The 24116-nt window shown below is 69.8% G+C and carries 21 protein-coding genes; 12 read left to right on the top strand and 9 right to left on the bottom strand.

Going from position 1 to position 24116, the window contains the following annotated elements:
* Positions 1-146 precede the first annotated feature (146 nt).
* The 7 genes from ABZ385_RS04745 to trxA all read left to right on the top strand — a co-directional run bounded on the left by ABZ385_RS04745 (position 147) and on the right by trxA (position 10027).
* On the top strand, positions 147-2492 hold the full coding sequence (locus ABZ385_RS04745; RefSeq protein WP_358909679.1) for a DUF6049 family protein: 2346 nt from the start codon (positions 147-149) through the stop codon (positions 2490-2492).
* Positions 2493-2539: 47 nt separating this feature from the next.
* Positions 2540-4978 (top strand): murein biosynthesis integral membrane protein MurJ, encoded by a 2439-nt coding sequence (gene murJ, locus ABZ385_RS04740; RefSeq protein ID WP_358909677.1) that lies wholly within the window; start codon positions 2540-2542, stop codon positions 4976-4978.
* Positions 4979-5096: 118 nt separating this feature from the next.
* Positions 5097-6812 carry a protein kinase family protein gene (locus tag ABZ385_RS04735; protein WP_358909676.1) on the top strand — a complete coding sequence of 572 codons (1716 nt, stop codon included), beginning with the start codon at positions 5097-5099 and terminating at the stop codon, positions 6810-6812.
* A gap of 34 nt (positions 6813-6846) precedes the next feature.
* Positions 6847-7593: an RNA polymerase sigma factor SigM gene (sigM, locus tag ABZ385_RS04730; protein ID WP_358909674.1), complete on the top strand. Its 747-nt coding sequence runs from the start codon at positions 6847-6849 to the stop codon at positions 7591-7593.
* On the top strand, positions 7590-8564 hold the full coding sequence (locus ABZ385_RS04725) for a hypothetical protein (protein ID WP_358909672.1): 975 nt from the start codon (positions 7590-7592) through the stop codon (positions 8562-8564). The genes sigM and ABZ385_RS04725 overlap by 4 nt, the downstream gene beginning before the upstream one ends.
* A 128-nt stretch (positions 8565-8692) precedes the next feature.
* Positions 8693-9655: a thioredoxin-disulfide reductase gene (gene trxB, locus ABZ385_RS04720; RefSeq protein ID WP_358578107.1), complete on the top strand. Its 963-nt coding sequence runs from the start codon at positions 8693-8695 to the stop codon at positions 9653-9655.
* Between the two features lie 39 nt (positions 9656-9694).
* Complete coding sequence (gene trxA, locus ABZ385_RS04715) at positions 9695-10027, top strand: thioredoxin (protein WP_358578104.1); 333 nt, start codon at positions 9695-9697, stop codon at positions 10025-10027.
* Positions 10028-10139: 112 nt separating this feature from the next.
* On the opposite strand, the gene ABZ385_RS04710 is transcribed toward trxA, so the two are convergent.
* From ABZ385_RS04710 to rpmH, 9 genes are all read right to left on the bottom strand, one after another.
* Positions 10140-10757, bottom strand: a complete 618-nt coding sequence (locus tag ABZ385_RS04710) for a GNAT family N-acetyltransferase (protein ID WP_358578102.1) — start codon at positions 10755-10757, stop codon at positions 10140-10142.
* Positions 10758-11063: 306 nt separating this feature from the next.
* The gene (locus ABZ385_RS04705; RefSeq protein ID WP_358578100.1) at positions 11064-12179 is read right to left on the bottom strand and encodes a ParB/RepB/Spo0J family partition protein; all 1116 of its coding nucleotides are present in this window, start codon (positions 12177-12179) and stop codon (positions 11064-11066) included.
* Positions 12176-13252, bottom strand: coding sequence for a ParA family protein (locus tag ABZ385_RS04700; protein WP_358578216.1), 1077 nt, complete (start codon positions 13250-13252; stop codon positions 12176-12178). The genes ABZ385_RS04705 and ABZ385_RS04700 overlap by 4 nt, the downstream gene beginning before the upstream one ends.
* Positions 13253-13498: 246 nt before the next feature.
* Positions 13499-14221, bottom strand: a complete 723-nt coding sequence (gene rsmG / locus ABZ385_RS04695; RefSeq protein WP_358578098.1) for a 16S rRNA (guanine(527)-N(7))-methyltransferase RsmG — start codon at positions 14219-14221, stop codon at positions 13499-13501.
* Between the two features lie 98 nt (positions 14222-14319).
* On the bottom strand, positions 14320-14835 hold the full coding sequence (locus ABZ385_RS04690) for a R3H domain-containing nucleic acid-binding protein (protein ID WP_358578095.1): 516 nt from the start codon (positions 14833-14835) through the stop codon (positions 14320-14322).
* Positions 14836-14849: 14 nt separating this feature from the next.
* Positions 14850-16154: a membrane protein insertase YidC gene (gene yidC / locus ABZ385_RS04685; protein ID WP_358578093.1), complete on the bottom strand. Its 1305-nt coding sequence runs from the start codon at positions 16152-16154 to the stop codon at positions 14850-14852.
* Positions 16155-16157: 3 nt separating this feature from the next.
* Positions 16158-16514: a membrane protein insertion efficiency factor YidD gene (gene yidD, locus ABZ385_RS04680; protein ID WP_358578091.1), complete on the bottom strand. Its 357-nt coding sequence runs from the start codon at positions 16512-16514 to the stop codon at positions 16158-16160.
* A complete protein-coding gene (rnpA, locus tag ABZ385_RS04675; protein ID WP_358578088.1) occupies positions 16511-16882 on the bottom strand; it encodes a ribonuclease P protein component in 372 nt (123 codons plus the stop codon). Before rnpA ends, yidD begins: the two co-directional genes overlap by 4 nt.
* Positions 16883-16903: 21 nt before the next feature.
* Entirely contained in the window at positions 16904-17041 is a 138-nt protein-coding gene (rpmH, locus tag ABZ385_RS04670; protein WP_003967884.1) for a 50S ribosomal protein L34, read from the bottom strand.
* 366 nt (positions 17042-17407) lie between these two features.
* Here rpmH and dnaA point away from each other — a divergent pair, with 366 nt between their 5' ends.
* The 5 genes from dnaA to ABZ385_RS04645 all read left to right on the top strand — a co-directional run bounded on the left by dnaA (position 17408) and on the right by ABZ385_RS04645 (position 24061).
* Complete coding sequence (gene dnaA / locus ABZ385_RS04665; RefSeq protein WP_358578085.1) at positions 17408-19312, top strand: chromosomal replication initiator protein DnaA; 1905 nt, start codon at positions 17408-17410, stop codon at positions 19310-19312.
* A 931-nt stretch (positions 19313-20243) separates the two neighbouring features.
* A complete protein-coding gene (gene dnaN, locus ABZ385_RS04660) occupies positions 20244-21374 on the top strand; it encodes a DNA polymerase III subunit beta (RefSeq protein WP_358696335.1) in 1131 nt (376 codons plus the stop codon).
* Between the two features lie 89 nt (positions 21375-21463).
* Positions 21464-22339 (top strand): phosphogluconate dehydrogenase (NAD(+)-dependent, decarboxylating), encoded by an 876-nt coding sequence (gene gnd / locus ABZ385_RS04655; RefSeq protein WP_358578081.1) that lies wholly within the window; start codon positions 21464-21466, stop codon positions 22337-22339.
* 52 nt (positions 22340-22391) lie between these two features.
* Positions 22392-23513, top strand: coding sequence for a DNA replication/repair protein RecF (recF, locus tag ABZ385_RS04650; RefSeq protein WP_358578079.1), 1122 nt, complete (start codon positions 22392-22394; stop codon positions 23511-23513).
* The gene (locus ABZ385_RS04645) at positions 23510-24061 is read left to right on the top strand and encodes a DciA family protein (RefSeq protein WP_358909670.1); all 552 of its coding nucleotides are present in this window, start codon (positions 23510-23512) and stop codon (positions 24059-24061) included. The genes recF and ABZ385_RS04645 overlap by 4 nt, the downstream gene beginning before the upstream one ends.
* Positions 24062-24116 lie beyond the last annotated feature (55 nt).

The raw sequence follows: 24116 nt of genomic DNA, 5'->3' as shown, positions 1-24116 counted from the left end.
GCACCGACGCGGACCGCGTCTCGGCACCCCCCCGAGGGGGTCCTTCGATCCCGTGGAGCAGTCCGCGGCACTTCGCCCCAGCGCGCATCGTTACCATGCGTGGACGCACAACCGACGACCACTGACGACGAGGGACGGGCGAACGCGTGGCCGAGGCGGCAGACTTCCCGGGGACGAGCCCCTCACCTGCCCGCCGGTGGCTGCGGCGCACCGCGGCACTCCTGGTGGGTACCCCTTTGCTGGCCGGCCTCCTCCAGGCCCCGGCGGGCCCCGCGCACGCCACCGTGCCGAGCGCGGCGGCCGAGGCCACCGGCTCCACCACCGTCGACGTCTCCCTGGACGCGCTCACTCCCACGCTCCCGGGCGAGGACGACACGCTCACCGTCTCCGGCACCGTCACCAACAACAGCAGGCAGCCGGTGACCGGGGCCCAGGTCGGGCTGCGGGTCGGCCCCTCGTTCAGTGGCCGCAGCGAGATCGACCGGGCGGCGGAGCGCCGGGGCTTCCAGCCGGGATCGGACGGCAGCGAGGTCGGCGGCAAGTACGTCGACAAGTTCGACAAGCTCGTTCCCGGCGTCCGGCAGGACTTCAGCATCAAGGTGCCCGTGAAGGCCCTGGACCTCGGGTCCGACGGTGTCTACCAGCTGGGTGTGACCCTCACCGGGCAGACCCCGGCACAGGGCTATCCGCAGGTGCTCGGCATCGAGCGCACCTTCCTGCCGTGGCAGCCCGGGGCGGCCGAGACGAAGACGAAGACGGCCTACCTGTGGCCGCTCATCTCCGACACCCACCTCACGGCGAAGACGGAGTCCGACGAGCAGCAGACGCCCGTCTTCAAGAACGACGATCTGGCCGAGGAGCTGGCCCCGGGCGGACGCCTGCAGCAGCTGCTGGCCCTCGGCAGTGACCTGGACGTCACGTGGGTCATCGACCCGGACCTGCTGGCCACCGTCGAGGCGATGACCAAGGGCTACCAGATCCAGAACGACGACGGGAAGACCACGAGGACCGGCAAGCACCAGGCAGTGGCCACGGAGTGGCTCAACGACCTGGAGGCGGCCGTCAAGGGCAAGAAGATCGTCGCGCTGCCCTTCGCCGACCCCGACCTCGCCTCCCTCGCGCACAACGGCAGGGCGGTCAGCGGATCCCTCAGCCACCTCAAGGACGCCACCGAAGCCGGGGTCCGGGCGGTGGACACGATCCTGCACGTCAAGCCGAGCACGGACTTCGCCTGGCCCGCCGAAGGGGCGATCGACCCGTCCATCGTCGACGTGTCCACCTCCGCGGGCGCCCACACGGTGATCGCCCGCAGCGACAGCCTGCGCGAGACCAGCGGCCTGCCGTACTCACCCAACGCGGCCCGGCCCATCGGCGGGGGAACGACCGCCGTGGTCGCCGACGCCCGTCTGTCCACCGCCTTCCAGGGCGACATGTCGGAGGCCGAGAACTCCACGCTCGCCGTCCAGGAGTTCGTCGCCCAGAGCCTGATGCTCAACCTCCAGGACCCCGGCAGGCAGCGCAGCGTCGTGGTCGCCCCGCAGCGCATGCCGTCGGCCAGCCAGGCCCAGACCATGGCGAAGGCCCTGACCGCGCTCCAGGGCGGTCAGTGGTCGCAGCCCGAGGACCTCACCGCGGCGGCGAAGGAGAAGCCGGACCCGCGGGCTACGACCCGGGTGCCCTCGGCCGGGGCGTACCCGACCTCGCTGCGCAGGCAGGAGCTGCCGCAGTCGGCCTTCGAGTCGATCCGCGACACCCAGGGCATGCTGGAGCGCTTCCAGGTGATCCTGACGGACGAGGACCGGGTGGTCACCCCGTTCGGGCGGGCCATAGACCGTGAGATGTCCACGTCCTGGCGCGGCCGCCCGGCGGAGGCGTCCACCTACCGGGGCAGCGTCGAGAGCTACCTGCGCGAGCTGACCGAGCAGGTCGCCCTGATCAACAGGTCCGACGCGAAGCTCTCCGGGCGCAGCGCGACCATCCCGGTGTCCGTGCAGAACAATCTGGTGCAGGGCGTCGAGAACCTGACCCTGCGGCTGTACTCGCAGAACCCCACCCGGCTCAAGATCGGCGACGGGCAGTTCGAGGAGCACCCGGTGAAGATCGCGGGCGGGCACTCCCAGTCCGTGAAGTTCACCACTACGGCCAACGCCAACGGCCCGGTCCCGGTCTACGCCCAGCTCTACACGGAGGACGGGCAGCTCTACGGAGATGCCGTGCACTTCGAGGTCAACGCCACCGAGGTCACTCCCACGGTCATGCTCGTCATCGCCGGCGGCCTCCTGCTGCTCGTGCTGGCCGGTTTCCGGATGTACACGCAGCGCAAGCGGGCGGCCCGCCGGCTGGCCGAGCAGGACGGCCAGGAGGACGGCCCCGACGGCGAAGCCGGTACGGCGTCCGGGGAGGACGACCCCGAGCAGCCGAGTGACCCGACACCGGACACCGGTCCCGAAAGCACCGACCCGTCGGAGACGGGTGAGAGAGTGGACCGTTGAGCGATGTCGTGGCCGGTGGGCCCGGGGACGATGAGGTGGGGTAAACCATGAACGCGCCGTACGACGGTGACCGCGGCCAGGGCTCGGGCGGCTCCGCCTCGCCCGAGGGCCCGCCCGCGGACTCTGCCGACCACGGGCAGGTTCCGCCGCAGCCCGCGCCCGACACGTACTTTCAGGACGCCTACGACCAGGATCCCTACCGGGCGCGGGACCTCTCCGCCCAGGATCCGGTGACCGAGGCGCTCTACGACCGCGCGGCCCACCCTCCGCCGCCGCCGGGCACCTACCCGCAGCAGCCGCTCTACGGCCGGCCGCCCACGCCCGAGCACGCCCCCGACCCCCGCGTCTGGGCCCAGCCCCCGGCCCCGGAGCCGCAGGGCCCGACCCGGCATCTGCCGTACGGCGACGACGCCCGTACGACGCAGTTCGTGGGCGTCGACGACCTGGTCACCCAGGCCGGCGAGGAGCGGCACGAGCCCGACGCCTTCGCCCACCTCTTCCGCGACCAGCAGTCCGGCGGCTACGGCGGCCAGCAGGTCGGCTACCAGCAGGACGGCCACCCGCAGGACAACGGCCAGCCGCACGGCAACGGCTACCCGCAGGACAACAACGGCCACCCCCAGAGCGGCTACCCGCAGGAGAACGGCTACCCGCAGGGCGGATACCAGCAGGGCAACGGCTATCCGCACGGCAACGCCTATCCCCAGAACGACAACGGCTACCCCCAGGGCGGCTACCAGCAGCCCCTCGACAGCGGCTATCCCCCCGCCGACCAGTCGATCGTGCCCGCCTCCGCGGCCCCGGTGCCCCCGCCCGTCGCGACGCCGGCCGCCGCGCCCGCCCCGAAGTCGGGGGGCCGGGCCTCAGGCCTGCTGAAGTCCAGCGCCGTCATGGCGGCGGGCACGCTCGTCTCCCGCCTCACCGGTTTCATCCGCTCCGCGCTGATCGTCTCGGCTCTGGGCGTCGGCCTGCTCGGCGACACCTTCCAGGTCGTCTACCAGATCCCGACGATGATCTACATCCTCACCGTCGGCGGCGGCCTCAACTCGGTGTTCGTCCCACAACTGGTCCGTTCCATGAAGGAGGACGAGGACGGCGGCGAGGCCTACGCCAACCGCCTGCTGACCCTCGTCATGGTGGCGCTCGGCGTCCTCACCGTCCTCGGCATGGTCCTGGCCCCCCAGTTGGTGCGGGTGATGTCCGTTCCGGTCGCCGACGACCCCGCGGCGACCGAGGTCGGCACGACGCTGCTGCGCTACTTCCTGCCCTCGATCTTCTTCATGGGCATCCACGTGGTGATGGGCCAGATCCTCAACGCGCGCGGAAAGTTCGGCGCGATGATGTGGACCCCGGTCCTCAACAACATCGTCATCATCGCCACACTCGGCATGTTCCTGTGGGTGTACGGCACCGCGGCGACGTCCCGCATGTCCGTCGACAGCATCCCGCCGGAGGCCGAGCGGCTCCTCGGCTTCGGTGTCCTGCTCGGTCTGGTCGTCCAGGCCCTGGCGATGATCCCGTACCTGCGCGAGACCGGGTTCCGGCTGCATCCCCGCTTCGACTGGAAGGGCCACGGTCTCGGCAAGGCCGCCAAGCTCGCCAAGTGGACGGTCCTGTTCGTGCTGGCCAACCAGGCGGGCGCCCTCGTCGTCACCCAGCTGGCCACCGCCGCCACCACCGACCTGCCCTCGACGAGCGGCATCGGCTTCTCCGCCTACGCGAACGCCCAGCTCATCTGGGGGCTCCCGCAGGCCATCATCACGGTTTCGCTGATGGCGGCCCTGCTGCCCCGGCTGGCCCGCTCGGCCCAGGACGGGGACGCCGGTTCCGTCCGGGACGACATCTCCCAGGGCCTGCGCACGACGGCCGTCGCGATCGTGCCCATCGCCCTCGGCTTCGTCGCCCTCGGCATCCCCGCCTGCACGCTGATCTTCGGCTCCTCGGGCACCGCCCAGGCCACGAACATGGGCTACATGCTGATGGCCTTCGGCCTCGGCCTGATCCCGTACTCCGTGCAGTACGTCGTGCTGCGCGCCTTCTACGCCTACGAGGACACGCGCACCCCCTTCTACAACACGGTCATCGTGGCGGCCGTGAACGCCGCCGCCTCCGGGGCCTGCTACCTGCTGCTGCCCACCCGCTGGGCGGTCACCGGCATGGCGGCCGTCTACGGCCTCGCCTACGCCATCGGCGTGGGCGTCGCCTGGCAGCGGCTGCGCAAGCGGCTCGGCGGCGACCTGGACGGCTCCCGTGTCCTGCGTACGTACGCGCGGCTCGGCATCGCGGCGCTGCCCGCGGCCGTGCTCGGCGGCGGCGCCGCGTACGCCGTCACCAGAGCGCTCGGACAGGGTGTCCTCGGGTCCCTGGCGGCACTGGTCGCGGGCGGCTTCGTACTGATCGGCGTCTTCTTCGTCGCGGCCAAGCGCATGCGGATCGAGGAGATCAACTCCATGGTCGGCATGGTCCGCGGCCGTCTCGGGCGCTGAGATGAGGAGTACCGCACAACCATCGCCGGGGACCGCGTGTCGTGCAGAGCACAGGACTGTGGGCACAATTGGCTTCGGCGTCTGACGAAGCGCGATGGATGGGGAGGCAGGAACGACGGTGGCGGAACGGAGCACGGCTGCCGTCGACGTGGCAGACAACAGCGGTGATGAGCCGCTGACCGCCAAGGCGGAGCAGCCCACGGCCGACGGGGTGGCCCTAACCCGGGAGCGGGACACGGCAGCAGACGAAGACGCGGCGGAAACCGGGAAACCCAAGAGCCGTGGGGCCTCCTCACCCCCGGAACTGCACAGCGGCCACAAGCTCGCCAGACGCTACCGACTCGAAGAGTGCGTCACTCGACTGGACGGGTTCAGCAGCTGGCGCGCGGTGGACGAGAAACTCCGCCGTGCCGTCGGGGTACACCTGCTGCCCGCGAACCACGCACGGGCACGCTCCGTGCTGGCGGCGGCCCGTTCCTCGGCTCTCCTCGGAGACCCGCGGTTCGTGCAGGTCTTGGACGCGGTCGAGGAGAACGATCTCGTCTACGTCGTCCACGAATGGCTTCCGGACGCCACGGAACTCACCGCGGTCCTCGCGGCCGGCCCCCTGGAGGCGCACGACGCGTACCAGCTCGTCAGCCAGGTCGCCCAGGCCATGGCCGCCGCACACCGCGAAGGGCTGGCCCATCTGCGGCTGACCCCGAGCGCCGTGCTGCGCACCTCCACCGGTCAGTACCGCATCCGCGGCCTCGCCGTGAACGCCGCGCTGCGCGGGATCAGCTCCGAGACCCCGCAGCGCACGGACACGGAGGCGATCGGCGCGCTGCTGTACGCCTCGCTGACGCAGCGCTGGCCGTACGCGGACGACGCCTACGGCCTCTCCGGGCTGCCCAAGGACGTCGGCCTCATCGCCCCCGACCAGGTGCGGGCAGGGGTCCACCGCGGCCTCTCCGAACTCGCCATGCGGGCGCTCGTCAACGACGGGGCGACCGCCTCCCGCCAGGACCAGCCGTGCACGACGCCGGAGGAGCTGGTCAAGGCCATCGGCGAGATGCCCCGCATCCGCCCGCCGGAGCCGGCGTTCACCGCGCCGCCCGAGTACCAGCGCACCACGTACCAGCAGGGCACCTACGGTCGCCCCGCGCTCCACCCCGGCGCCACCCCGCCCGTGCTCGCGCCGCCGGCCCCGCTGCAGAGCCGCACCGGCAGGGCCCTCAAGTGGGCCGTGTCAGCACTGCTGATCGCCGCGCTCGGCCTCGGCAGCTGGCAGCTCGCGGACGCCCTCATGGACCGCGAGAACTCCGCGGACACCAACACCACGCAGACGACCAAGGACGGCGACGACAAGGACCGCCTCAGGCCCAAGAAGCCGATCAGCATCGAGAACGGCCAGGAGTACGTCCTGGAGGGCGTGGCCCAGGATCCGAGTGCCGTCGCGAAGACCTACGACAAGGACCGTTCGACGCTCTGGCGCACCAAGACCTTCGACGACGGACCGAAGATCGCCCCGTTCAAGCCCGGCGTCGGGATCGTGTACGACCTCGGCTCGAAGCAGAACGTCTCCGAGGCGTCCATAGCCCTTCTGTACAGCGGTCCCGAGACCACGGTCACGTTGTTGGCCGCGGACTCGCTGAAACCCACGACCCCGATCGACTCGATGAAGAAGATCGGTACCACCACGACATCCGGCGACACCGCGAAGATCCTGGCCAAGAAACCCGTGAAATCTCAGTACGTGCTTCTGTGGATGACGTCCCTTCCGCGGTCCGGCCCCGACGGCTTCAAGGAAGCAGGATTCAAGCAGGCCATCGCGGACGTGAAGTTCAAGGGCTGAGGGGTCGGCGTGGCACGGGGGGAGGGGATCGACGGTGGACGACACCGCGCACGGTGACCTGAGCGATCAGGAGCTCCTCGCCCGCCATGTCTCCGGGCACGACAAGGACGCCTTCGGTGAGCTGGTCCGCCGCCACCGGGACCGGCTGTGGGCCGTGGCGCTGCGCACCCTGGGAGACCGCGAGGAAGCCGCCGACGCGGTACAGGACGCTCTCGTCTCCGCCTACCGTGCCGCGCACACCTTCCGCGGCCAGTCCGCCGTCACGACCTGGCTGCACCGGATCACCGTCAACGCCTGCCTCGACCGGGCCCGCAAGGCCGCTTCCCGCAAGACCTCCCCGCTCGACGACACCGAGCGCCTCGAACAACTGCTGGAGCCTGAGGAGTCGGCGTCCGCCCCGGCCGAGCGGAACGACCTGCACCGAGAACTCCAGGAGGCGCTGCGTACGCTCCCCTACGACCAGCGTGCCGCCCTCGTCCTGGTCGACATGCAGGGCTACCCGGTCGCCGAGGCCGCCCGGGTCCTCGACGTCCCCACCGGCACGGTCAAGAGCCGCTGCGCCCGTGGCAGAGCCAGACTGCTGCCGCTGCTCACCCATCTGCGCTCGGAGACACGTGCGCGCGACGGCGACAGCTACGAGGGCAGCAAGGACGGCAAAGACAAGGGGCCCGGCTCGGGAAGGAACCGGACGCAGGGGACATCCGTCCCACCGGCAGCAGGGCCACGGGATGCGGGACCAAGCGATTCAGCTGCGGTGAAGGGCGGAGGTGGGCAGGCGTGACAGCCACGACCGACTCGGACGGGCACCCGGAGGTCACCGAGATCTCCGATCTGACCGAAGGCCTGCTCTCCCCGTCGCGCACGGGCGATGTACGGCGGCATCTCGACAGCTGTGACCTCTGCGCCGACGTCCATGCCTCCCTGGAAGAGATCCGCGGCCTGCTCGGCACCCTCCCCGGCCCGCCCCCTATGCCGGCCGATGTCGCGGGCCGGATCGACGCGGCGCTGGCCGCCGAAGCGCTGCTGGACGCCACCGCTCCCGACGGCCCCTCGACGGACGTGGCGGAGCCCGCGGCGGCCACCTCGGCATCCACCCCTTCGGCGTCCGCTGCCGCGCCGCGTGTTTCACGTGAAACAGAGCCCGCTGCCACCCCCACCGCCATGCCCCGCGCTTCCGCCGGCCGACCTGCCGGGCGACCGCACGGGGCCACCGGCCCGGGGCGCGGTGCGCCTCCACGCCGTACCCGCCGCCGTACAGCCGTGCTCGGGGCCGTGTTCACCGCCGCTGCCATCGGTCTGGGGTCCCTGCTGATGCAGACCCTGGGCGATGACTCCCCGAACACCTCCGCGGACCGGCAGAAGACCGCGGACTCCTTCTCCGAAGGCACGCTCAAGGGACAGGTCGCCGACCTGCTGGCCAAGAGCCCGGTCAAGGAGTCGCGGGACCGCAAGTCGGACGGGTCCAAGCCGTCCTTCGACACCCGCTCCAGCCCGGAGTCCCCGACGGCCGACTCCCCACTGCGCGAGGAGACGGTCCGGGTCCCCGAGTGCATCCGGCGCGGCATCGGCTCCAGGACCCCGCTCGCCGCCGAAGAGGGCTCGTACGAGGGAAAGCGCGCGTATCTCGTCGTGGTGCCCCACGATTCCGACGCCGGCCAGGTCTCCGCCTACATCGTCGACGCCGCCTGTGTGGGCAAGTCCTCACCGAGCGCGGGCAAGGTTCTGCTGACGCATTCCTACCCTCAGGGCTGACACGCCTCCGTACGCGCGGGCACGGCGGGGAATGCATGCCCCGTAGGATCCGTTGGGTGGGGTGAGTAGTCCTGAGACAGGCACCCACCAGCAGTACGCAGCAGTCCCCAGAGACGAGGAATCAAGCCGTGACCGACGTCCGTAACGTGATCATCATCGGCTCCGGGCCCGCCGGCTACACGGCGGCGCTCTACACCGCGCGCGCGTCGCTGAAGCCGCTGGTGTTCGAGGGCGCCGTCACCGCCGGCGGTGCGCTGATGAACACCACCGAGGTGGAGAACTTCCCCGGCTTCCAGGACGGCGTCATGGGCCCCGAGCTCATGGACAACATGCGTGCGCAGGCCGAGCGCTTCGGCGCCGAGCTCGTGCCCGACGACGTGGTCGCCGTCGACCTCACCGGTGAGATCAAGACCGTGACGGACACCGCGGGCACCGTGCACCGCGCGAAGGCCGTCATCGTCACGACCGGCTCGCAGCACCGCAAGCTCGGCCTGCCGAACGAGGACGCGCTCTCCGGACGCGGCGTCTCCTGGTGTGCCACCTGCGACGGCTTCTTCTTCAAGGACCAGGACATCGCCGTCATCGGTGGCGGCGACACCGCCATGGAGGAAGCAACCTTCCTGTCGCGCTTCGCCAAGTCCGTGACGATCGTGCACCGCCGCGACAGCCTGCGCGCCTCCAAGGCGATGCAGGAGCGCGCCTTCGCCGACCCGAAGATCAAGTTCATCTGGGACAGCGAAGTCGCCGAGATCAAGGGCGAGCAGAAGCTCTCCGGGCTGACGCTGCGCAACCTCAAGACGGGCGAGACCTCCGAGCTGCCGGTGACCGGCCTGTTCATCGCCATCGGCCACGACCCGCGCACGGAGCTCTTCAAGGGCCAGCTGGAGCTGGACGACGAGGGTTACCTGAAGGTGGCGGCGCCGTCGACCCGGACGAACCTCACCGGTGTCTTCGGTGCCGGTGACGTCGTCGACCACACCTACCGCCAGGCGATCACGGCGGCCGGCACCGGCTGCTCCGCCGCCCTCGACGCCGAGCGCTTCCTCGCGGCCCTCGCCGACAGCGAGACCGCGACGGCTGCCACCGTCTGACCCCCTCTTCCCCCACCGCACCAAGTTAAGGAGACTGCCGTGGCCGGCACCCTCAAGAACGTGACCGACGCCTCCTTCGAGGAGGACGTCCTCAAGAACGACAAGCCCGTACTGGTGGACTTCTGGGCTGCCTGGTGCGGTCCGTGCCGCCAGATCGCCCCCTCCCTGGAGGCGATCGCGGCCGAGCACGGCGACAAGATCGAGATCGTCAAGCTCAACATCGACGAGAACCCGGGCACGGCCGCCCGGTACGGCGTCATGTCCATCCCGACCCTGAACGTGTACCAGGGTGGCGAGGTCGCCAAGACCATCGTCGGTGCCAAGCCGAAGGCCGCGCTCGAGCGTGACCTGGCGGACTTCATCGCCGAGTGATCATCGACGCCGTTTCACGCGTCGCATGGTGTTTCACGTGAAACACGAATGGGCCGGTCCTCTGGGACCGGCCCATTGTGTTTGCTCCATGCGGCGCGCTCGGCCCACTCACTCAGAGCGGTCGTAGCGCCGGTTCCTTCTGTACCGCCCCCAGCAGCCGGTCGAGCGCCATCTCGACGTCTTCCTTCCAGGAGATCGTCGTCCGCAGCTCCAGCCTCAGCCGTGGATAGGCGGGGTGCGGGCGGACCGTCTTGAAGCCCACCGCCAGCAGGTGGTCGGCGGGCAGCAGACAGGCCGGCTTCTCCCACCGCGCGTCGCCGAAGGCCTCGATCGCCTTGAACCCCCGACGCAGCAGATCCTTCGCGACCGTCTGGACGATCACCCGGCCGAGCCCCTGGCCCTGATACCCGGGCATGATCCATGCCGTCATGAGCTGAACCGCGTCCGGCGACACAGGGCTCGTCGGGAACGCGGTGGAGCGCGGAACATAGGCGGGAGGAGCGTAGAGCACGAAGCCCACCGGAACATCGTCGACGTACACGACCCGGCCGCAGGAGCCCCATTCCAGCAGGACCGCGGAGATCCACGCCTCCTTCTCCGCCTCTGCCGTTCCGGCCTTTACCGCGGCCTCGCCGCTGACCGGGTCCAGTTCCCAGAAGACGCACGATCGGCAGCGTTCGGGAAGGTCCGGGAGGTTGTCCAGCGTGAGCGGTACGAGCCGACGCCCCATGAAGGCGGTCCCTCACTTTCCTCGCCCGCCACACTGCGGGCGGCTGTCAGAGCGCTTCGTTCCCGGAGCAGACTGCCGACGAACCCGCCGACCGCCCCAAGCCCCAGGCCCGCGGTCATCAGTCCGGTGCGGCTCATCGTCCGCATGGCCCCCGCCTCCCCAATGAGGTGCCGTCAGGTGGATGCGCCATACCCGAACGCATCGTATCCACGAAGTGATTCCACCGATACCGTAGGAAAGCAAAGAGCGGGCCGTGTTCCGGTACAGACCGGACACGGCCCGCTCTCGCGCTGCCGACTGGCGTGGCTAGGCCTTGCGGTCCTCGGAGGTGTCCTCCGGGGCGTCCTCGACCTGGCCGTTCTGCAGGACGGGGCCCTCACCCGGAGCCAGCGTGCTGAGGATGCGCTCCAGGTCCTCCAGCGAGGCGAAATCGACGACGATCTTGCCCTTCTTCTGCCCGAGGTCCACCCGTACCCGGGTCTCGAACCGGTCCGAGAGACGAGTGGCCAGGCTGCTCAGCGCCGGCGAGAGCCGGGCACCGGCACGCGGTCCCTTGGCCTTCGGCGTGCTCTGGGGGCGGGACCCCATGAGGGTCACGATCTCCTCGACGGCACGCACCGAGAGGCCTTCGGCCACGATCCGGTGCGCGAGCCGGTCCTGCTCCTCCGAGTCCTCCACGGAGAGCAGCGCCCGGGCGTGCCCGGCGGAGAGGACCCCGGCGGCCACCCTGCGCTGCACGGCAGGGGAGAGCTTCAGCAGGCGCAGGGTGTTGGAGACCTGCGGACGGGACCGGCCGATGCGGTCCGCCAGCTGGTCGTGCGTGCAGTTGAAGTCCTTGAGGAGCTGGTCGTAGGCGGCGGCCTCTTCCAGGGGGTTCAGCTGGGCACGGTGCAAGTTCTCCAGCAGCGCGTCCAGCAGAAGCTTCTCGTCGTCCGTGGCCCGCACGATCGCCGGGATGCGCTCCAGACCCGCCTCCCGGCAGGCGCGCCAGCGCCGCTCACCCATGATGAGTTCGTAGCGCGTGGGGCCCAACTGCCGTACGACGACCGGCTGAAGCAGACCTACCTCCTTGATGGAGGTGACCAACTCCGCGAGGGCGTCCTCATCGAACACCTCACGCGGCTGCCGGGGGTTGGGGGTGATGGAGTCCAACGGCAGCTCTGCGAAGTAAGCACCGGCCGTCGGCGTATTCTCCTGGGGCGCTGCCGCCTGTCGGGGCGGCTCCACCGTTTCACGTGAAACGGTGGACTGCGGGAGCGCCGTCACTTTCGCGGCGGCCACTCCTCGCTCGGCGGTGAGTACCGGCACAGCCGTCGGAGAGGTCGAGGCTCCCGCAGCGCTCTGCGGTACCTGCTTCTCTGTCGGGGCCGCAGGGATCAAGGCACCGAGGCCCCGCCCCAGTCCCCTCCGTCGCTCGCTCACTGCATCCCCTCCGTCGTGCTGTGCTGGTCGTTCTGAGCGCCCGGATGGGCGTGTTGTACGTCGTAGTGCACTCCGACCCCGCGCAGCGCGATCTCGCGTGCCGCTTCGAAGTAGGAAAGCGCGCCACTCGATCCCGGATCGTAGGTGAGCACCGTCTGGCCGTAGCTCGGCGCCTCCGAGATGCGGACCGACCGCGGGATGCTGGTCCGCAGCACTTCCTTTCCGAAGTGGCTGCGCACCTCGTCCGCCACCTGGGAGGCGAGCCGGGTCCTGCCGTCGTACATGGTGAGCAGGATCGTCGAGACGTGCAGGTGCGGGTTGAGGTGCCCCCGCACGAGGTCGACGTTGCGCAGGAGCTGGCCGAGTCCTTCCAGCGCGTAGTACTCGCACTGGATGGGGATCAGCACCTCGGCGCCCGCCACCATGGCGTTGACCGTCAGCAGTCCCAGGGACGGCGGGCAGTCGATGAGGATGTAGTCCAGCGGCTGCTCGTAGGCCTGGATCGCCCGTTGCAGCCGGCTCTCCCGCGCCACCAGCGACACCAGCTCGATCTCCGCACCGGCCAGGTCGATCGTGGCCGGGGCGCAGAAGAGGCCTTCGACATCCGGCACCGGCTGCACGACGTCGGAGAGTGGCTTGCTCTCGACCAGGACGTCGTAGATGGACGGCACCTCGGCGTGGTGGTCGATACCGAGAGCGGTGGAGGCGTTGCCCTGCGGGTCGAGGTCGATCACCAGGACGCGGGCGCCGTGCAAGGCGAGCGAGGCGGCGAGATTGACGGTCGTCGTCGTCTTGCCCACCCCGCCCTTCTGGTTCGCGACGACCATGACGCGGGTCTGCTCGGGGCGTGGCAGGCCTTCTCCTGCGCGACCAAGCGCTTCCACCGCCAGTTGGGCAGCACGGCCGATGGGTGTGTCGTCCATCGGGGTCGGTGTTTCACGTGAAACATCCTCCCCCGCCGATTCGGTACGGGGGCCGGGGACCGGATCGGTCATCGGTCCCGCGATGTTGGCGTCGGACCGCAAGGATTCACTCTCCTCGACATCAGGCTCACAATGAACAGAGCCTCCCATGCTTTGAGGTTCATGAACCAGCGAGGCCCGGTTATCTGTGGACGAATCCACCTCTGTGGACAACTCCGTTCCCCTGTCGAGGGAACCGAGGGGGCGGCGGTCGCGAGGTTCCGCAGCGCGGCCGCGATTGATGATGCCATGCAGCAGTGAGCGACGTTTCACGTGAAACACGATGCACGGCAACCGGGGTGCCGCTGCTGCGACACCCCGGTATGCGTACGTATGGACCGCTTCTACGGCCCTGTGTCAGCCGTGCCGACGGCGGCGCGTGCGGCCCGTGCGCGCCGCCTTGGCCCGCTTGGCCGCGAAGCGCACTCCGCCCGGGCTCTCCCCGACCTCGACCCGTACGACCGTGGACAGGGGGTCCACCACGCCCTCCCCGACGTGCAGGACCGAGGTGCCCACCGCACCGAGCTTGCTCAGGGCGGACCCCGCGGCCTTGACCTCTTCCTCGGCGGTGTCGCCCTTCAGGAGAAGCATCTCCCCGTACGGGCGCAGCAGAGGAACGCCCCAGGCCGCCAGCCGGTCCAGCGGCGCGACGGCCCGCGCGGTCACCACATGGACCGGAGGCAGCTTGCCGAGGACTTCCTCGGCGCGACCGCGTACGACCGTCACATGGTCAAGCCCGAGCAGCTCGACGACCTCGGTGAGGAAGTTCGTGCGCCGCAGCAGCGGCTCAAGGAGGGTGATCTTCAGATCCGGGCGGACCAGTGCCAGCGGGATGCCGGGAAGCCCGGCGCCTGAGCCGACGTCGCAGACCGTGACGCCCTCGGGCACGACCTCGGAGAGCACCGCGCAGTTCAGCAGGTGCCGCTCCCAGAGCCGGGGTACTTCCCGGGGGCCGATCAGGCCTCGCTGCACTCCCGCATCGGCGAGCAGCTCCGCGTACCGGACCGCGTCCGTGAAGCGATCGCCGAATACCGTCCGCGCCTCTTCAGGCGCCGGGGGAAGCTCCGCTGCCTCCGTCACGGGGACCGTCCTTCCGTACCGCACTGGGGTGGTGACTATCGGGCTGACAAAGACCGGCCCCGCCTGCGGACAGACGGGGCCGGGAAGAGCGGTGTCGCTCAGGCGGGGAGCACGACGACGAAGCGCTGCGGCTCCTCGCCCTCGGACTCGCTGCGCAGACCGGCGGCCTTGACCGCATCATGCACGACCTTGCGCTCGAACGGCGTCATCGGCTTGAGCCTGGCCGGCTCGCCGGAGCTCTTGACCTCGGCCGCGGCCGTGGCGCCCAGCTCCGACAGCTCCTCACGCTTCTTGGCGCGGTAGCCCGCGATGTCCAGCATCAGGCGGCTGCGATCACCGGTCTCGCGGTGCACGGCGAGACGCGTGAGCTCCTGGAGGGCCTCCAGGACCTCGCCGTCGCGCCCGACCAGCTTCTGCAGGTCACGGCCGGCGGTGTCGCTGATGATCGAGACAGCGGCCCGGTCGGCCTCGACGTCCATGTCGATGTCACCGTCGAGGTCGGCGATGTCCAGCAGACCCTCGAGGTAGTCCGCCGCGATCTCGCCCTCCTGCTCGAGGCGCGTGAGAGTGTCGCCGGCCTCGGCAGCGGCGGAGGAGGTGGTGCCTTCCGTCACGGGATGGGCTCCTTCTACTTCTTGGAGGACGGGTGCTTGGGCCGCGGCTGGCCCTTGCGCTGCTGTCCCGACTTGGCTTTGCTGCGGGTACCGGAGCCGGGCTTGGTGCCCGTCGTGTCGCCGCCCGTCGGCTTGGCCTCGGGGGCGGCGTCCTCGGGCTGGACCTGAGCCTTCTCCAGTGACGTCTTGGGCGCCTCTTCGGCGTCCGTCCTGGTGGCGCCCTGCGCGATGGCGGTCTGGCGCTTGGCCTTGCTCTGGCGCTTGGGCTGCTGGCGCTTGGGGCCACCGGCGGCGGTGGCACCGTCCTCGGTCAGCGTGGCGACCGCGGTCTCGCTCTCCACCACGGTGCCGTCGGCCTGGGCCGCGAGGCCCGCCTTGGTCAGACCGTTGATGAACTTGCGCTCGAACTCGTTGCGGTCACGGCCCTTGGCGACGATCGCCTTGATGACGTTCATGTTGCCCCGTCCCCGCACCTTCTTGGTGTGGGTGATCTGCTTCTGCAGACGCTCCAGGAAGGCCGCCTGGGCCTTGGAGCCCGGCGTCGGGTTCCGGCGGATCACGAACATCTGCTGGCCCATGGTCCACACGTTGGTGGTCAGCCAGTAGACGAGGACACCGACGGGGAAGTTGATGCCGAAGACGGCGAACATGATCGGGAAGACGTACATCAGCATCTTCTGCTGCTGCATGAACGGCGTCTTGACCGTGGTGTCCACGTTCTTCGTCATCAGCTGGCGCTGGGTGAAGAACTGCGAGGCGGACATCATGATGATCATGATCGCGGTGACGACGCGGACGTCCGTCATCGAGGCGCTGAGCGAGGCGACCTTGTCGGCGCTGTCCGTGAACTTCGCGGCCAGCGGAGCACCGAAGATGTGGGCCTTGCGCGCGCTCTCCAGAAGACCCTGGTCGATGACGCCGATCGTCTTGCCCGTCGCGATGCCGTTCAGCACGTGGTAGAGGGCGAAGAAGAAGGGCGACTGCGCCAGGATGGGAAGGCACGAGGAGAGCGGGTTGGTGCCCGACTCCTTGTACAGCTTCATCATCTCTTCGGACTGGCGCTGCTTGTCGCTCTTGTAGCGCTCCTGGATCTTCTTCATCTCGGGCTGCAGCGTCTGCATGGCCCGAGTGGCCTTGATCTGCTTCACGAAGAGCGGGATCAGGCAGATTCGGATCAGGATCACCAGGGACACGATGGACAGGCCCCAGGCCCAGCCCGTGTCTGGGCCGAAGAGCTTCCCGTACACCGAGTGGAACTGGACGATGACCCACGAAACTGGTGTCGTGATAAAGCTGAAGAGACTGGCAATCGTGTCCACTAATCAGGCTCCTTGAGCATGGGACGGGGTCTCGGTCTCGGCGGCCGTGCTCGGGGGAGGAGGCCCGGTCGGCGCGCCTGCGGCGGAGGGCCCGCCCTTGCGTTCGCGCCAGGCGGCGCGCAGCATCTCGTGCCACCGCGGACGCTTGCGCGGCGGAACATGGTCGACACCACCGAGCGACCACGGATTGCACCGCAGGACGCGCCAGGCGGTGAGCGCCGTGCCCTTGAGCGCACCGTGCCGGTCGATGGCCAGGTAGCCGTAGCGGGAACACGACGGGTAGTACTTGCAGACCGGACCCAGAAGCGGACTGATCGTCCACTGGTACAGCTTGATCAGGGCCAGCAGCGGGTACTTCATCGCGCGCCCCCTCCCAGCAGCCGCTGCAAGGCGGCGTCCAGGTCTCGGGCCAGCTGTGCATGGTCGGCGTCGCCCGCTCCGGGCAGCGCTCGTACGACTACCAGGCTACCGGGGGGCACGGCCGCGAGCCGGTCGCGCATGAGGTGGCGAAGCCTGCGCTTCACGCTGTTGCGTACGACTGCTCCACCCACGGCCTTGCTGACGACGAAACCCGCACGTGTCGGGGGAAGGCTCTCCCCAGGCACGTGCGGGTCCGTTGCACCGCTGCGTAGATGGACGACGAGGAGCGGGCGTCCGGCCCGGCGTCCTCGGCGTACCGCGGTCGCGAAGTCTTCGCGCCGCCTCAGCCGATGCTCGGTAGGCAGCACGACGTCATGACCTGACTGAGATCAGGCGGACAGGCTGGAGCGACCCTTGCCACGACGGTTGGCGAGGATCGCGCGGCCGGCGCGGGTGCGCATCCGCAGGCGGAAGCCGTGGGTCTTGGCGCGGCGGCGGTTGTTCGGCTGGAAGGTGCGCTTGCTCACTCGGGGGCTCCAGAAATGATCGTGGGTGGCGGGACATCGCCTGGCTGTCACCGTGCGCCCACGAGAAGCTCGCGAATACGCACCGAGTGCACCGCTTCACAATCACAGATCGTGATCTTTGCCCATCGGAGGCAGGCGGCAGCAGCCATCGACAACTCGACCTGGTCACGGTACGCGGGGCTACGCCATCCGGTCAAACCGACCGCTGGAGGGAGACACTGTGCACAGCCTGTGGACAACAACTTGAACCGCAGCCGTCGCCCTGACTACCTTGGCTGAACTCCGATTCGTTCCCTTCCCCCTCCCCATCCCGATTTCCGTCCCAAGAACCACACCTTCGTGGGACCCCGTGAGAGAGCGTGCCCTGTGGCTGATGTACCTGCCGATCTTGCCGCAGTGTGGCCACGAGTTCTGGAACATCTGCTGGGTGAGGGGCGGGGCCAGGGTGTCGAGGCCAAGGACGAGCGGTGGCTCCGGAGCTGCCAGCCCCTGGCGCTGGTCGCCGACACCGCGCTGCTCGCCGTGCCGAACGAGTTCGCCAAGGGCGTCCTGGAGGGCCGGCTGGCCCCCGTGGTCAGCGAGACGCTGAGCCGTGAGTGCGGCCGCCCGATCCGCATCGCCATCACGGTCGACGACTCCGTCGGCGAACCGGCCGGCCCGCCGATCCAGCACCAGCAGGGTCAGCAGCAGTCGCACCAGCAGCGCTACGAGGAGCCCGAGCTGCCCTCCGGCTCGGGCCAGGGGCGGGACGGCTACGAGAGTTATGGGCGCCGCCCCTCGGACGAGCACCAAGGCTCCCGCGATCAGCTGCCGACCGCCCGCCCCGCCTACCCGGACTACCGGCGTCCGGGTCCCGGCGCCTGGCCGCAGCCGCAGCAGCAGGACGACTACGGCTGGCAACAGCCCCGGCTCGGCTTCCCCGACCGCGACCCGTACGCGAACCCGGTCCAGCAGCCGCAGCGCGACTACCGCTCGCAGCCACAGGACCGCTCACCGTACGAGCAGCAGCGCTCGGAGTCGCAGGACCGCCGCGAGCGCCATGACATGTCCGACTCCTCCGGAGACCCCCGCGACCACCGCGATCCCCGTGACCACCGCGATCCGCGCGATCACCGGGGCAACGAGGGGCACGGCGGCCACGGAGTGCACCGGGGCGGCCCGGTCGGCCGCAACTCGTCCAGCGGCGCCCCCGGCCCGCTGGCCGCGCAGCCGGCGCCCGCGACGGGGCCCGGCGAGCCGACGGCCCGGCTCAACCCCAAGTACCTCTTCGACACCTTCGTCATCGGCGCGTCCAACCGCTTCGCGCACGCGGCCGCGGTGGCCGTCGCGGAGGCGCCCGCGAAGGCGTACAACCCCCTCTTCATCTACGGGGAGTCGGGACTCGGCAAGACGCACCTGCTGCACGCGATCGGGCACTACGCCCGCAGCCTGTACCCCGGAACGCGCGTGCGGTACGTGAGCTCCGAGGAGTTCACCAACGAGTTCATCAACTCCATCCGCGACGGCAAGGGCGACAGCTTTCGCAAGCGCTACCGCGAGATGGACATCCTGCTGGTCGACGACATCCAGTTCCTCGCGGACAAGGAGTCGACCCAGGAGGAGTTCTTCCACACCTTCAACACGCTCCACAACGCGAACAAGCAGATCGTCCTGTCCAGCGACCGGCCGCCCAAGCAGCTGGTCACGCTGGAGGACCGGCTGCGCAACCGCTTCGAGTGGGGGCTGATCACCGACGTCCAGCCGCCCGAGCTGGAGACGCGTATCGCGATCCTCCGCAAGAAGGCGGTGCAGGAGCAGCTCAACGCCCCGCCGGAGGTCCTCGAGTTCATCGCGTCGCGGATCTCGCGGAACATCCGCGAGCTGGAGGGCGCGCTGATCCGGGTCACGGCGTTCGCGTCGCTGAACCGCCAGCCCGTGGACCTGGGGCTCACCGAGATCGTCCTCAAGGACCTGATCCCGGGCGGCGAGAACGCGGCTCCGGAGATCACGGCGACGGCCATCATGGCGGCGACCGCGGACTACTTCGGTCTGACAGTGGATGATTTGTGCGGATCCTCGCGCAGCCGCGTGCTGGTGACGGCCCGCCAGATCGCCATGTACCTGTGCCGGGAGCTGACCGACCTCTCGCTGCCGAAGATCGGGGCGCAGTTCGGCGGCCGCGACCATACGACCGTCATGCACGCGGACCGCAAGATCCGCGCTCTGATGGCCGAGCGGCGCTCCATCTACAACCAGGTCACCGAACTCACCAACCGCATCAAGAACGGCTGACGGCCGCCGCGACGCGTCGCCGAGGGCGCCCCGGGACACCTCCCGGGGCGCCTTTTTCGTCGCCCACGCGTGCGTGGAGCCCGTTTCGCGGCGTGGGAAGCCCGTTCCACCCGCACAAGACCCTCGTACGGCCGGCCCTCTTTGTTCGATTTCCCCAGCTCAGACGGGGGTTCTCCACAGATGTCGGGACTTTTTCGCGTCCACACCCTGGGGACTGGAAAGTTGTCCAGACACTGTCCACAGGCGGCGCGACTGAGAGATCATCAGGCCAGGTCAGGTGGTTGTGGATTCGTGGACGAAGACTGTCCACAGGCTGTGGATGAAAATTCCGTCCACAGGGTGTGCGCGACGTTGTCCACCGGCGGCCCACAGGCAGGAGGCTGTTGTCCCCAGCTTTTCCCAGCTTCTCCACACGGCTGTCCACTGTTCGGCAACGCGACGCGCCCCCTCACCGGGTCGAGTGAAAGGCGTCACACCAAGGTGCCGGGTTGGCCTGTGGGGAAGCGGGGTAAAGCTGGGGACAGCGCTGGGGAGAAGTGGCCCTTGCCTGTGCATCGGGTGTGCAGAACTTTCGCCCGTCCACAGAAACGCCCGGTTGTCCACGGGCTCCGCCCACAGGCACGGTGGATAAAAAACCGGTGCTGACCAGCGCATACACGGTTATCCACGGTTTCCACAGGCCCTACTACTACTCCCAACTAGAGAGTCCGGGGAAATCGTTTGGAAGTGGGGCCTGTGCACAACTCGCCCCGCGGAGCTCCGAGGCCGCTCGCCACGACTTGACCCCGACGGGCACCGACTGTCAGTGCGGTGCGTCAGACTGGACCCCGGTGTCCTTCCCACGGCATGGCTGAGAGACACCGAGTCAGACGACGAGGGCCACAGGCCCAGCGGGCGAGAGCAGCCAGCAACAGCAGGAGGGCGGCTTACGGTGAAGATCCGGGTTGAACGCGACGTACTCGCGGAGGCGGTGGCCTGGGCGGCGCGCAGCCTCCCGGCCCGGCCGCCTGCGCCCGTCCTCGCAGGTCTGCTGCTGAAGGCCGAGGAAGGCGCACTGAGCCTGTCGAGCTTCGACTACGAGGTCTCGGCACGCGTCTCGGTGGACGCCGAGGTGGACGAGGAAGGCACGGTCCTCGTCTCCGGCCGGCTGCTCGCGGACATCTGCCGCGCGCTCCCCAACCGCCCGGTGGAGATCTCCACAGACGGTGTACGGGCGACGGTGGTCTGCGGCTCCTCGCGCTTCACACTCCACACGCTTCCCGTGGAGGAGTACCCCGCGCTGCCGCAGATGCCGACCGCCACGGGCACCGTCCCCGGTGAGGTCTTCGCCTCCGCCGCCGCCCAGGTGGCCATCGCCGCGGGCCGCGACGACACGCTGCCGGTGCTGACCGGCGTACGCATCGAGATCGAGGGCGACACGGTCACCCTGGCCTCCACCGACCGCTACCGCTTCGCGGTCCGCGAGTTCCTGTGGAAGCCGGAGGACCCCGAGGCGTCCGCCGTCGCCCTGGTCCCGGCCAAGACGCTCCTGGACACCGCCAAGGCGCTCACGAGCGGCGACACGGTCACCCTGGCGCTGTCCGGCTCGGGCGCGGGCGAGGGCCTGATCGGTTTCGAGGGAGCGGGCCGGCGTACGACCACGCGTCTCCTCGAAGGCGACCTGCCGAAGTACCGCACGCTGTTCCCGACCGAGTTCAACTCGGTGGCCGTGATCGAGACCGCCCCCTTCGTGGAGGCCGTCAAGCGTGTGGCCCTGGTGGCCGAGCGGAACACCCCGGTGCGGCTCAGCTTCGAGCAGGGGGTGCTGATCCTGGAGGCCGGCTCCAGCGACGACGCACAGGCTGTGGAAAGGGTCGACGCCCAGCTCGAGGGCGACGACATCTCGATCGCCTTCAACCCGACGTTCCTGCTCGACGGGCTGAGCGCGATCGACTCCCCGGTCGCCCAGCTGTCCTTCACGACCTCCACGAAGCCGGCGCTGCTGAGCGGCAGGCCGGCCCTGGACGCCGAGGCGGACGACGCCTACAAGTACCTGATCATGCCGGTACGTCTGAGCGGCTGAGCCCACAGGTGTGTGCGTGCGTCCGGGCGTAGGCTCGGACGCAGGTACGAAAGTGCCGTAACGCCACGTCGCTAGTGAAGGAACCACTGATGGAGCTCGGTCTCGTCGGCCTCGGCAAGATGGGCGGCAACATGCGCGAGCGCATCCGCCGCGCAGGTCACACCGTCATCGGATACGACCGCAACCCGGACCTCGCCGATGTCCACAGCCTCGAAGAGCTTGTGGGCAAGCTCAAGGGCCCGCGGGTCGTGTGGGTGATGGTCCCGGCCGGTGCCGCGACCCAGTCGACCATCGACGAGCTGTCCGAGCTCCTCCAGCCCGGCGACGTCGTCGTGGACGGCGGGAACAGCCGCTGGACGGACGACGAGAAGCACGCCGAGGAGCTGAAGGCCAAGGGCATCGGCTTCGTGGACTGCGGTGTCTCCGGCGGCGTCTGGGGCCTGGAGAACGGCTACGCCCTGATGTACGGCGGCGACAAGGAAGACGTCGCCAAGGTGCAGCCGGTCTTCGACGCGCTCAAGCCCGAGGGCGACTTCGGCTCGGTGCACGCGGGCAAGGTCGGCGCGGGCCACTTCGCGAAGATGGTCCACAACGGCATCGAGTACGCCATGATGCAGGCCTACGCCGAGGGCTGGGAGCTGCTGGAGAAGGTCGACTCGGTCACCGACGTGCGCGAGGTCTTCCGTTCCTGGCAGGAGGGCACGGTCATCCGTTCCTGGCTGCTGGACCTCGCGGTCAACGCGCTGGACGACGACGAGCACCTGGAGAAGCTGCGCGGCTTCGCGCAGGACTCCGGGGAGGGCCGGTGGACCGTCGAGGCGGCCATCGACAACGCGGTCCCGCTCCCGGCGATCACCGCGTCCCTCTTCGCCCGCTTCGCGTCCCGCCAGGACGACTCCCCGCAGATGAAGATGATCGCCGCGCTGCGCAACCAGTTCGGCGGCCACGCGGTCGAGAAGAAGTAATCCACAGCCTGTGCGTCGAGCACGGGCTTGCCGGGGGAGGTCGGCGCACACCATGCACGTCACGCATCTGTCGCTGGCCGACTTCCGGTCGTACGCCCGGGTCGAGGTCCCCCTCGATCCGGGCGTCACCGCGTTCGTGGGCCCCAACGGCCAGGGCAAGACGAACCTCGTGGAGGCCGTCGGCTACCTCGCCACGCTCGGCAGCCACCGCGTCTCCTCGGACGCCCCCCTGGTGCGCATGGGCGCCGAGCGGGCCGTCATCAGGGCCAACGTCCGCCAGGGCGAGCGGCAGCAGCTGATCGAACTCGAACTGAACCCCGGCAAGGCGAACCGCGCCCGCGTCAACCGGTCCTCCCAGGTCAGGCCGCGGGACGTGCTGGGCATCGTGCGCACGGTGCTCTTCGCGCCCGAGGACCTGGCGTTGATCAAGGGTGACCCCGGTGAGCGGCGGCGCTTCCTCGACGAGCTGATCACCGCCCGCTCCCCGCGCATGGCGGGCGTCCGCTCGGACTACGACCGGGTCCTCAAGCAGCGCAACACCCTCCTGAAGTCGGCCGCGCTCGCCCGGCGCCACGGCGGACGCTCCATGGACCTGTCCACGCTCGACGTCTGGGACCAGCACCTCGCGCGCGCGGGCGCCGAGCTGCTGGCCCAGCGGCTCGATCTGATCTCGGCGCTCCAGCCGCTGGCCGACAAGGCGTACGAACAGCTGGCCCCCGGCGGCGGACCCGTCGCCCTGGAGTACAAGCCCTCCGCACCTGGTGAGGGCCACACCCGCGAGGCGCTCTACGGACAGCTGATCGCCGCCCTCGAGGAGGCGCGCAAGCAGGAGATCGAGCGGGGCGTGACCTTGATCGGCCCGCACCGCGACGACCTGCTGCTCAAGCTGGGCCGGCTCCCCGCCAAGGGGTACGCGAGCCACGGTGAGTCCTGGTCGTACGCCCTGGCGCTGCGCCTGGCCTCGTACGACCTGCTCAGGGCCGAGGGCAATGAGCCGGTGCTCGTCCTCGACGACGTCTTCGCGGAGCTGGACGCCCGCCGCCGGGAGCGGCTCGCGGAACTGGTGGCCCCCGGGGAGCAGGTGCTGGTCACGGCCGCGGTGGACGACGACGTCCCGGGCGTGCTGGCAGGCACGCGGTTCGCGGTGGCGGACGGGGCGGTGGACCGCGTATGAGCCAGGAGAAGCCCGCCAAGGGCGAGCCCGAGGGGCCGCGGAAGACGCCCGAGCCCTCCGGCGTCGACCTCGCCCGCGTCGCCCTGCGCGCCGCGAAAGAACAGGCACGCGCGCGTGGGGACGCCGCGCAGCAGAAGAAGCAGGCCCGCCGCGGCGGACTGCGCTCCGGGGCCCGCGCCGACGGCCGCGATCCGCTGCCGCTCGGCTCCGCCATCAACCGGCTGATCACCGAGCGCGGCTGGGAGACGCCGGCCGCGGTCGGCGGTGTGATGGGCCGCTGGCCGCAGATCGTCGGCGACGACCTGGCCAAGCACTGCGTCCCGCAGAAGTACGACGAGGACGAGCGCGTCCTGACCGTTCAGTGCGACTCCACGGCCTGGGCCACGCAGCTGCGCCTCATGGCCCCCCAGCTGGTCGCCCGGCTCAACGAGGACCTGGGCCACGGCACCGTGCGCCTCCTCAAGGTCCTCGGCCCCGGGGGCCCCGCGCACCGCTTCGGACCCTTGCGCGCACCGGGCAGCACGGGCCCCGGCGACACCTACGGCTGAGCCTGCCGGCGGCGGTTGCTGGGGGTTGACGGCCCGAAGCGCTGAGTGCCGCTGT

The sequence above is a fragment of the Streptomyces sp. NPDC005898 genome (genome assembly GCF_040629635.1).
Taxonomy (GTDB): Bacteria; Actinomycetota; Actinomycetes; order Streptomycetales; family Streptomycetaceae; genus Streptomyces.
This window is presented reverse-complemented; position numbering and strand designations above follow the sequence as displayed.